The following is a 9,880-nucleotide window of genomic DNA, read 5'->3' as shown; positions in this document are numbered from 1 at the left end:
TCTGCTTCTATGCGGCGGTAGCCATAATTGCCATTGTGCTCATCTGCAATGGATTGAATGAGTCCTTCCAGTTTTTGATCTGGATTTTCTTGCTCTAGTCTACGTTTCCAATAGCAATACGTACTTTTCTTTAGATCTTTCACTACCATTAATATATCTACTAGACGATACTGTTCCACCAATTCCCGCACGACTAAGGTTTGCGCTTTCCGAGAAGGGCGGGATTCTGCTGGAAAGCTCGCAGCTTTTTTAAGTATTCAATCTCGATCTTTAGCAACTCGTTTTCCCGTTCCAGTTCCTGCTCTCGAGTCATTGGTTTCTTTCTATAAGCTCGCTTCTGCTTTTTTTCCATGGTGGGTGGCCGTCCTTTCCGCCTCGATAAGGCTTTGGCGCCGCCTTCTTGGAACTTTTTCTCCCAAGTACTGATGATCGATGGCTCACTGATACCGAAGTGATTGCTCGTTTCTTTTAGAGAGGCGCCGGTCCTTTTCTTAAAGTGTAATACTTCCAGCTTAAATGTACCAGTGTAGCATTTCTTTGTCTGCTTTTTTTCAAAGCCTTGAATCCCATATTGCTGATACTGATTCACCCATTTTCGTATTTGTGACTTGTCTGGAACTCCATATTTTTTAGCTAGCAGTGCGTATCCTTCCACTCCTTTCAAATATTCACTTACTACCTTCATTTTGAACGTTGCCTCATATGTTTTCTTCATGAAAAATGCACCCCTTTGAAGTTAGATTTGTTGGTCTAACTTTTGGGGTGCACATCATGATAGCTAGGTTTAACCTCTAAAAGACAAAACAAGTATTTACTTCAAGTTGCGAAGCTCAGGATACATATCTCCTAAAGTAACACCAAAAGCGGAATCATCTTTAACTGACTCTGGTGCTTCTTTTTTCACAGGAGCTGGTTGTTCACTTGCTTCTTTGATACTAAGGCTGATCCGTTTTTGATCTGGCTGAATATCCAAGACCTTCACTTCAACTTCTTCGCCTTCTTTTAATACTTCAGACGGGGTTCCAATATGACGATGAGAGATCTGAGAAATATGCACAAGTCCCTCTACTCCTGGAAATACTTCTACAAAAGCTCCGAAAGATACGAGACGTTTTACTTCTCCTTTGACAACATCGTTTACTTGAATTTCTCGAGCGACTTTTTGCCAAGGACCTTCTTGTGTTTCTTTTATACTAAGACTAATACGCTCGTTATCACGATCCACTTTTAAAACTTTTACTTGTACTTTGTCTCCAACTTTTAATGCTTCAGATGGATGGCCAACACGGTGCCAAGCGATCTCAGAAACGTGAACCAATCCATCCACTCCACCGATATCAATAAAAGCACCAAAATCAGTTATACGCTGGACAGTTCCATCTAATACTGATCCTACTTCTACATTATTTAAAGTTTTTTCTTTATTTTGGTTAGCCTCTTCTTCTAGGACTGCTTTACGAGACAGAATACATTTATTTTTTTCTTTATCTAATTCTACAACTTTTAACTCTAATTCTTGACCTTTATATTCGGAGAAATCTTCAACAAAACGGAGTTCTACCAAAGATGCTGGAATAAATCCACGCACACCTACGTTAACAACTAATCCACCTTTTACGACGTCAGCCACAGTTGCAACAATGGACTCTCCGGATTCAAATTTGGCTTGTAACTTTTCCCAAGCTTCTTCTGCATCTATTGCCTTTTTAGATACGACAAACTGATCTTCTTCTTGGTTATATCGGATTACTTTTACTTGTAATTCTTGTTCTTCTTGTAGTTCATCTGCCACCTGTTCTACATGCAAACTAGATACTTCCGAAATTGGTAATATGGCTTCAGATTTGTACCCTATATCAACAAGTGCTTGATTTTGTTCTACTTTCACTACCTTACCTGTCAAAACGTCTCCAACTTGCACAAATTCAGATTTTACTTCTTCTGACATGCCAACAGACCTCCTTATGAAATCACCAATGTGCCAATTATTTATTGTAATGATCACGGAGCAATTGTTCTATACTCACATCATGATCCAGTTACCGATTTTGTTGAATTATCGTTTGGATATTATCCATCATAATCCGTGTAACTTCTGACACCACTTCTTTACTGATCTTTCCTGTAGAATATGGAGTTGTGTCAATAGGTTCTCCAAAAATAACACGTACTGATCGAAATAAACGATAGGGACCAATCAGTGCTACAGGTATTATAGGCGCTTTTGCTTTTAAGGCGATAAATACTGCACCTTCTTCAGCTTCCTGTTCAGATCCATTTGACTTTTTTCGGGTACCTTCCGGAAAAATTCCGAATAATTCATTACTCTTCAAAATCTTAATTGCGGTCTTAACCGCTTTCATATCACTTTGCCCACGTTTAACAGGGAAAGCCAATATTTTAGGTAAAAAATAAGATAATACCGGGATATGAAATAACTCTTCTTTTGCCATAAAATGTATAGGCCTTTTTGATGCACTCCCTACTAAGGGAGGATCCAGTAAACTAATGTGGTTGGAACAGATAACTGCAGGACCTTCTGTAGGGACATGTTCAAGTCCTACTACTTTCCATCGAAAAATAGTTACAAATAGGATTCGAAAACATTTTCTAAAAAATACATACCAGCCTCTACTCTCACTCATACTACTCTTCACCGCCTAATTTGGTGCGACATAACTGAATAATTTGATTCACTACTTGTTTTGTTGTCATTTCAGTTGTATCAAGGAGAATAGCATCAGCGGCACGACATAAAGGGGCAAATTGACGATTTTTATCATTATGATCTCGCCTGATAACCTCTTTTCGCAAGCTCTCTAGTGATGGGGATTCACCTTTCTTTTTGAGCTCGTGATAACGTCTCTCTACCCGTTTATCAATAGATGCCGTAAGAAATATTTTTATATTCGCATTAGGTAGGACGTGTGTACCTACATCCCTACCATCCATCACTACAGATTGTTCTCCAGCAAGTTGGCGCTGTTTATCGACGAGCACTTCTCTTACTCCACCTAATGTTGCAATAGCGGAAGCAATTGCAGAAACCTTTTCCATTCGAATTTCATTGGTTAAATGGTATCCATTAACTTGTATCCCTGAATCTGTAAGCGAGAAACGCAAAGACTCTGCCAAATGAACGATTCTTTCTTCATCTGAAGGATCAATATGCTCATTTAATACTAACCATCCAACTGCTCGATACATTGCACCTGTGTCGATATACTTTGCACCCAGTTGTTTGGCAACCAACTTTGCTACTGTACTCTTTCCAGCACCTGCTGGACCATCAATTGCTACCTGAATGGGCAACATGTTCCGTCGATCCTTTCCCCATGCATAAAAATAGAAAGAGCAGGTCTTTTAGCCTGCTCAAAGTGATGAACTTATTTTCACCATGCAAATGCAATCCATCTAAGACTTCGACCCGACAAAACATCATATTTATGTAAACATTCGTGCTCGTTCTACAGGTATTATACTATACTTTGTCGAACTTGCAAGGGGGCAAACGCCATTCAATGGATACAACGACCGATTTGAACTATTTTTATTAAGCCTTCGAAATGTCCGCTTTGGTTATTTTCTCCACTAGTTCTTCATTTCCGTTTTTTGCATTGATAAAGACTCGAAATTGATCTTTATCGATAGTACCTAAAAATTCATAACAAAGCGCTTCATTTCCATCTTCTCCATAAATAGAAGCAAGGTTTGTTTTTTGGATTTTTAATCTAGGACTCACATACTTCCTAGCTCCTGCTTCGGTTAATTTTGGTTTACCCTTAGCTTTTTCATGGAAATTAAACACGTATTCTGCTGCTTGTATTCCTACAACATTACCGTTATCTAGAGCTACTTTAACCGTCAATGCTTGAGGATAGACCAAAACACCATTCTCACGGTGAACATAGTTTAAAGAAAGTAAGTTATCAGCTTGATTATAAGAGATAACAGACATATCTGGGAAACCAATTCTTGTTAAAAACCGCTTAGCGCCTGCTTCAGCCTGATCGAAATTCAGTTTTGCTTTTCCTACAGGTCGCTCATCAATCATCCATACTACATGTCCACCAATTTTCGTTACATCTGTGTAAACATCACCAGATTTTAAAGGATACCGAACACTATAGGTTTGATAATCACCTTTTTTATTTAAAACAACAGACATATTTTTGGTAGAAGGTCGATTCATCAATTGAGCTACTTTCCGTTTCGCTTCTGCTGCTGTAATGGGATTCCCTTTTAATCGAGTATACTTTTCTTTTTGTCTTACTTTTAAATTATTAACGGTCGGACCCCAATCCGCTTCTGGATATTGTTCTACCATTTTATTAACCTTATGAAATCCGTCGATAATTGTATTATCCATTGGATTATCTTCTGAAGCTAAAGCTAATTCTACATCCATCCAACGTAGATTTTTATTCATCACTTTTGATTGGAGTTGGTGCAGATTGGATCGTATCTCTTTCTGATGATTATAAAGTGCATGTAGCGACTTCCATTCGTTGTTACTCATCGGCTGGACATGAAGATCCCGTACACCAATTTTGTAAGAAAAGGTACCAAGATCACTTAAAAACTCTTCCGCTTTATGAAATGGCATTAATGTCATTGGCAATTGTGCAATATCATTTTGGGCTGCATAGGTCAGCCTCCAAACATTTGTCATCGAAGTAGTAGTTTGTTTTGCTGAATTAATTGCAAGTGATTTGCCCATTTCTTCATTTAATTGATCCATATGATCATTAAGTTCATGAAACGCTCGTTGGTATTGATTTTCTGCTTTGATTAGTACCGAATCTTTATCTTTACTCTCATAATACCCCCACACCCCTGTTGCAACCAAAGCTATCAGAGAAACCGGAAATAATACAGCTGCTATTTTTCTATACAAAAAAAACACTCCTTATCGACAGAAAATATGTTTCCCAATCTTTTTCACTTGTGGTCTAGACCAAATCCATTTAGAAGTAGCTGTAGCAGGATTGAAATAATAATTACATCCACTAGTAGGATCCACGCCATTAATTGCATCCATTACAGCTCTTTTTGCTTGTGCATTTGGAGTAAGGTAAATTTGTCCGTCTGCTACAGCAGTAAATGCTCCTGGCTGAAAAATCACACCTGAAACAGTGTGAGGAAATCGCTTGTCTTCTAATCTATTTAAAATGACTGCGGCAACCGCTATTTGTCCGATATAGGGTTCTCCTCGAGATTCTCCGTAGACAGCATTCGACATGAGACGAATGTCATTCTCAGAAAATCCACCACTGCTCTTCCCCGCATTACCAGCGAATAAAGGCTCTGAACTAGCTAAAAAGAGAAATCCACATATAAATAAAGGCAAGAAAATTAGTTTCTTCATTCCTTTCAACCTCCTAACCTACCTATTTCATCTTCTAAAAAACAAATTTAACTTCTATGGTATTTTGAACTGTTATTTGGTTCCTTATACAAAAAAGAGAAGCTAGATTAGCTCCTCTTGTGATATCTCAAATTCATCTTCATTGTCACACAAACATTTTTTGAATCCCGTTTCGATCTTTCCTTTTTTTACTCTTCCTTTTAATATAAATCGCTCACCACATTGGTTACATTGTATATTTACTATGTATTTACGCTGTTCATTCATTTCCATCACCTCACCATTTTCAGTATGGACAGGATAATGAAAAAAAATAAGTTTTTTATGTGAAAATTACCCGTATAAATATACACATTATATCAAAAATGCTTTATACTTTAATATATTAAAGCAACGGGAGCTGCTAAAAAATGATCCTCTATCAAACGGTCATGAACGGTCCCCAAAATCAAGAAAGATTAAGAGAGCTATTAGATAATCGAAAATACTATGATGACGACACATTTGAAAAACAACTCCTATCCATCTTGATAGATAATACAAAAGTTCATACCTTGATCCCATTTCCATTTAAACAGACAGCTGGTTAGTTGTCTGTTTTTTTGTGAAAATGTAAAGAATTAAATTTGAATAACTTGAAAAGATGTAATGAATTTTGTTTAATTGGAGTAGTCGGATTATCATTAGGAGGAATTTAGTTTGACCGAATCAAATTATCCCCTACAGGAGTTGAAGCGAAAAAGACCAAAAACCCATTGGATCTGGTATATAGGAACAATAGCTGCATCTTTGTTGGTCGGATTAAGCATCGCTTTTGCTATGCAACAAACAAATCAAGCTTCAAATTCAATAAAAAAAACAAAATCAACGGTTTTTGCTGTTAACAAATCTCCTAATATAACACACACACAGCTAGCTGTTAAACAACCATCCGGGCAAGTAAAAGTAAATCCAGTACCTGCAACTGAGTCCAAAACTCCTGTTTATTCAGTGACATCAACCAAGACAGAACAAACTAATGTGATACAACAAAAACAATCAACCGAACAAAAAAATCCAACGAGTAGTAATAGTTCTACTACATTTAAAAGTCCAACAAAATCACATTCCCAATCAAAACCTAGTAAAGGCAAGCAATCCAAACCAAATTCTCCAAAAGAAACACCACCAACGAAATCAACAGAAACTCCTGTTGTCACTGATCCTGCTCCACCAAGCGAAGTGCCACACCATGATGGCCCTATTATCCGCATAGTAGATCAAGTAGCCAGTACAGTACAATACTTGCTTACGGGAACAACAAAATAGGAATTACAAAAACCTCCACTTTCTTAACATAGTGGAGGTTTTTGTACACAATTGTTTTATGGTTATCAAACAAGCTCTTTTTTCTTAATACCTTGGACAATTTGTTTCCCGTGCAGTCGCCCATTTTCTATAAATACTTTACTAGTTTCTTTTCCACATATGACAACACCAGCAACATATAAGTTAGGGACTGTAGTCTCCATATACTCTGTGTAAATAGGAACATTTGAACCTGGTTCGAAATGAACTCCTGCACTTTGCAAAAGAGAAGTATCTGGTCGGTAACCTGTCATAGCAAAGACAAACTCAGTAGGTATTTTTCTCTTATTACCTTGATGGCGAACAATAACGGCGTCTTCTTGTATTTCTTCTATTACGGTATCCCAAAACATTTTTACTCGTCCATTTTGGACAGCAGCTTCAATCAATGGTTTTACCCATGATTTTACACTCGGCTGAAAAGAAGACCGCCGATAGATCATCGTTACATTTGCTCGTACATAAGACAACTCCAAAGCTGTATCAACTGCTGAGTTTTTTCCGCCTATCACCACCACATCTCTTCCAGCATATGGATGAGCTTCACGGAAATAATGATAAACATGAGGTGAATTTTCCCCAGGAACATTTAATAAATTTGGTTTTCCATAATATCCTGTCGCAATGACCAAGTATTTAGAATGGAAAATCTGTTTTTTTCCACGATAAGTAGACCAGATCTCAAAATGATGAGGATTAACATAAATATGCTCCACTGGTTGATATTGATGTATACGCAAACCAAAATGTTCTACTAGTCTCCGATAGTAAGTTAAACCTTCTGTTCGAGTAGGCTTTTCGTGAATAGTAGGAAAAGGAATATCACCGATTTCAATCTTATCTGGAGAACTAAAAAAGGTCATTCCAAGTGGAAAGTGATATATCGAATTAGTAATACAACCTTTTTCCAGGATTAATGGATTAAAACCAGCTTTTTTTAACTCGATTGCAGTTGATAACCCACATGGACCTGCACCAATAATAATTACATCTTCCATCTTGTCATCCTCTTACGCGAAAAACACCCAAGTGGGTGCTTTTCATTTTCTTCTATTATATGATTAAACCCATCCGCGGAACCGGGAAGCTTCAGCCATTTTTCTTACACCAACGATATAAGCTGCTAAACGCATATCTATACCACGGGATTCAGCTGCTTGGTAAACATTTTCAAATGCTTTCACCATAATATCTTCCAGTCTGGATTGAACTTCTTCATCTGACCAATAGTACCCTTGATTATTTTGTACCCATTCAAAGTAAGAAACGGTAACTCCTCCAGCACTTGCAAGTACATCTGGAACAAGCAGTACTCCTTGTTCTGTCAAGATACGTGTACCTTCTAATGTAGTTGGACCGTTTGCAGCTTCCACCACAATACTTGCTTTAATATTAGCTGCGTTGCGAGCTGTAATTTGATTTTCAACAGCTGCAGGTACCAAAATATCACAATCTAGTTCTAATAAATCTTGGTTAGAGATTGTATCTTTAAATAACTTCGTAACCGTTCCAAAAGAATCCCTACGCTCCAACAAATAATCAATATCCAAGCCATCTGGATCATGAAGCGCTCCATAAGCATCAGAGATTCCAACAACTTTTGCACCAGCGTCATGCATAAATTTAGCAAGAAAACTACCAGCGTTACCAAAACCTTGAATAACAACTCGGGCACCTTTGATATCAATATTTCGTTTTTTCGCTGCTTCGTTGATCATGATAGTCACACCTGCTGCTGTAGCAGTTTCACGTCCACGTGACCCGCCTAAAACCAAAGGCTTTCCTGTAATAAATCCAGGAGAGTCGAATTCACGGATACGACTATACTCGTCTACCATCCATGCCATTATTTGAGAATTGGTGAAAACATCAGGTGCTGGAATATCTTTGGTTGGTCCCACGATTTGACTAATCGCTCGAACATAACCACGAGATAGACGCTCTAACTCTCCAAAAGACATGTTTCGTGGGTCGCAGATAATACCGCCTTTCCCACCACCATAAGGCAAGTCCACAATACCTGCTTTTAAGCTCATCCAAATTGATAATGCTTTTACTTCTGATTCTGTTACATCTGGATGGAAACGAACACCACCTTTGGTTGGTCCAACTGCATCGTTATGTTGAGCACGATATCCTGTAAACACTTTCACTTTTCCATCGTCCATACGAACCGGAATTCGTACAGTCAATATACGCATTGGTTCCTTCAGCAGATCATACACGGCCTCTGGATAACCTAGTTTATCCAATGCATTTTTTACAACTGTTTGTGTAGAAACTAGTACATCTAGATTTTCTTCTTGACCTTTCGCTATTGTTTGTCCCATCCTAACCACCTCGAAATGTTATCGAACTTATTCCATCACGTGAACAGTATACACCACTTCTTTAGCAGGAAAAAGCCTGTTAAAAAAGAAGAAATAATATATGAAAAATTACGCTGACATGCCCTTTTCACCTTACTACAAATGCAAAGTAAAAATCAATGTAATTCCATAAAAAAACGCGCTTCAAGCGCGCAATGATTCTCTATATCATTAACCAAAATAGTGGATAATCTCTTTAATCGCATTCTCTTTCCATATTTCTTTACCGTACTCCATTAAAAAAACATCTGTTACAGTTGAAGGCTCTCCAAATTCCAATAAAATTGCAATCACACCTTCTAAACGTGAGGTTGGGATATCATCTGAGAATAAAAGATAATAAGAATCTTTATAGCTATACACTTGACCCGCTTGTTTCACTAACGGTTCTAGACGGAGAGCGGCTTGAACCAAATATTCGAAGTCGCTAAACCGGAAAGCGATACGATCACTCTCTTCCATCGTTACCTCTAGCTCATAAACATCGCTGCCATCATAGTCATCATTTTCTGATTTAGGAACTCGTCCTCGTGTTACGACAACAACCATCCCTTGCGCTGGTAAGGCAAATACCTCTACGGCTAAAGGCCCAGCAATCTCAAAGCCTAATTCTTGGTAGGCATGCTCCATCATATCATTGAATAGTTCATGCACCTTGGGGATATCACGCCACATATCCTCTTTCTCAATTCCCCGATCCATTAAATCATCCAAAGTTAAAAAGAAACGGACCTTATCCCCACCTAGACGTTCGACACGCATGGCTCTTACCCTCCCTCGCTGGAGACCTTTACAT

11 protein-coding genes and 1 pseudogene are annotated in these 9,880 nt (G+C 38.1%); 2 read left to right on the top strand and 10 right to left on the bottom strand.

Annotated features, from left to right (window positions below):
* Window positions 1–193: 193 nt before the first annotated feature.
* The 7 genes and pseudogenes from MK805_RS04975 to MK805_RS04945 all read right to left on the bottom strand — a co-directional run bounded on the left by MK805_RS04975 (window position 194) and on the right by MK805_RS04945 (window position 5,635).
* Entirely contained in the window at window positions 194–715 is a 522-nt protein-coding gene (locus MK805_RS04975) for a helix-turn-helix domain-containing protein (RefSeq protein WP_240874216.1), read from the bottom strand.
* Window positions 716–811: 96 nt separating this feature from the next.
* Window positions 812–1,948, bottom strand: a complete 1,137-nt coding sequence (gene rpsA, locus MK805_RS04970; RefSeq protein WP_240874214.1) for a 30S ribosomal protein S1 — start codon at window positions 1,946–1,948, stop codon at window positions 812–814.
* 91 nt (window positions 1,949–2,039) lie between these two features.
* Window positions 2,040–2,645 carry a lysophospholipid acyltransferase family protein gene (locus tag MK805_RS04965; protein WP_240874212.1) on the bottom strand — a complete coding sequence of 202 codons (606 nt, stop codon included), beginning with the start codon at window positions 2,643–2,645 and terminating at the stop codon, window positions 2,040–2,042.
* A 1-nt stretch (window position 2,646) separates the two neighbouring features.
* Window positions 2,647–3,315 carry a (d)CMP kinase gene (gene cmk / locus MK805_RS04960; protein WP_240874207.1) on the bottom strand — a complete coding sequence of 223 codons (669 nt, stop codon included), beginning with the start codon at window positions 3,313–3,315 and terminating at the stop codon, window positions 2,647–2,649.
* A 238-nt stretch (window positions 3,316–3,553) separates the two neighbouring features.
* On the bottom strand, window positions 3,554–4,897 hold the full coding sequence (gene ypeB, locus MK805_RS04955; protein WP_240874205.1) for a germination protein YpeB: 1,344 nt from the start codon (window positions 4,895–4,897) through the stop codon (window positions 3,554–3,556).
* 12 nt (window positions 4,898–4,909) lie between these two features.
* Window positions 4,910–5,269 (bottom strand): annotated as a pseudogene (locus tag MK805_RS04950) (cell wall hydrolase); the annotation flags it as partial.
* A 201-nt stretch (window positions 5,270–5,470) separates the two neighbouring features.
* Window positions 5,471–5,635, bottom strand: coding sequence for a hypothetical protein (locus MK805_RS04945; protein ID WP_240874204.1), 165 nt, complete (start codon window positions 5,633–5,635; stop codon window positions 5,471–5,473).
* A 143-nt stretch (window positions 5,636–5,778) separates the two neighbouring features.
* Between MK805_RS04945 and MK805_RS04940 the strand changes: the two genes are divergently transcribed.
* Entirely contained in the window at window positions 5,779–5,958 is a 180-nt protein-coding gene (locus MK805_RS04940; protein WP_240874202.1) for a hypothetical protein, read from the top strand.
* Between the two features lie 109 nt (window positions 5,959–6,067).
* A complete protein-coding gene (locus MK805_RS04935) occupies window positions 6,068–6,676 on the top strand; it encodes a hypothetical protein (protein ID WP_240874198.1) in 609 nt (202 codons plus the stop codon).
* Between the two features lie 65 nt (window positions 6,677–6,741).
* Here the strand turns inward: MK805_RS04935 and MK805_RS04930 are convergent, their stop codons facing one another.
* The 3 genes from MK805_RS04930 to MK805_RS04920 all read right to left on the bottom strand — a co-directional run bounded on the left by MK805_RS04930 (window position 6,742) and on the right by MK805_RS04920 (window position 9,846).
* On the bottom strand, window positions 6,742–7,713 hold the full coding sequence (locus tag MK805_RS04930; RefSeq protein WP_240874196.1) for a YpdA family putative bacillithiol disulfide reductase: 972 nt from the start codon (window positions 7,711–7,713) through the stop codon (window positions 6,742–6,744).
* A 63-nt stretch (window positions 7,714–7,776) separates the two neighbouring features.
* Window positions 7,777–9,045, bottom strand: a complete 1,269-nt coding sequence (locus MK805_RS04925) for a Glu/Leu/Phe/Val family dehydrogenase (protein ID WP_240874193.1) — start codon at window positions 9,043–9,045, stop codon at window positions 7,777–7,779.
* Between the two features lie 210 nt (window positions 9,046–9,255).
* Window positions 9,256–9,846, bottom strand: coding sequence for a genetic competence negative regulator (locus MK805_RS04920; RefSeq protein ID WP_240874192.1), 591 nt, complete (start codon window positions 9,844–9,846; stop codon window positions 9,256–9,258).
* Between the last annotated feature and the right edge of the window lie 34 nt (window positions 9,847–9,880).

Origin of the sequence: Shimazuella soli, from assembly GCF_022511585.1 — a bacterium.
GTDB classification, from domain to species: domain Bacteria; phylum Bacillota; class Bacilli; order Thermoactinomycetales; family Thermoactinomycetaceae; genus Shimazuella; species Shimazuella soli.
Note: the sequence above shows the minus strand (reverse complement) of the source record. Positions and strands in the feature narration are given on the sequence as shown.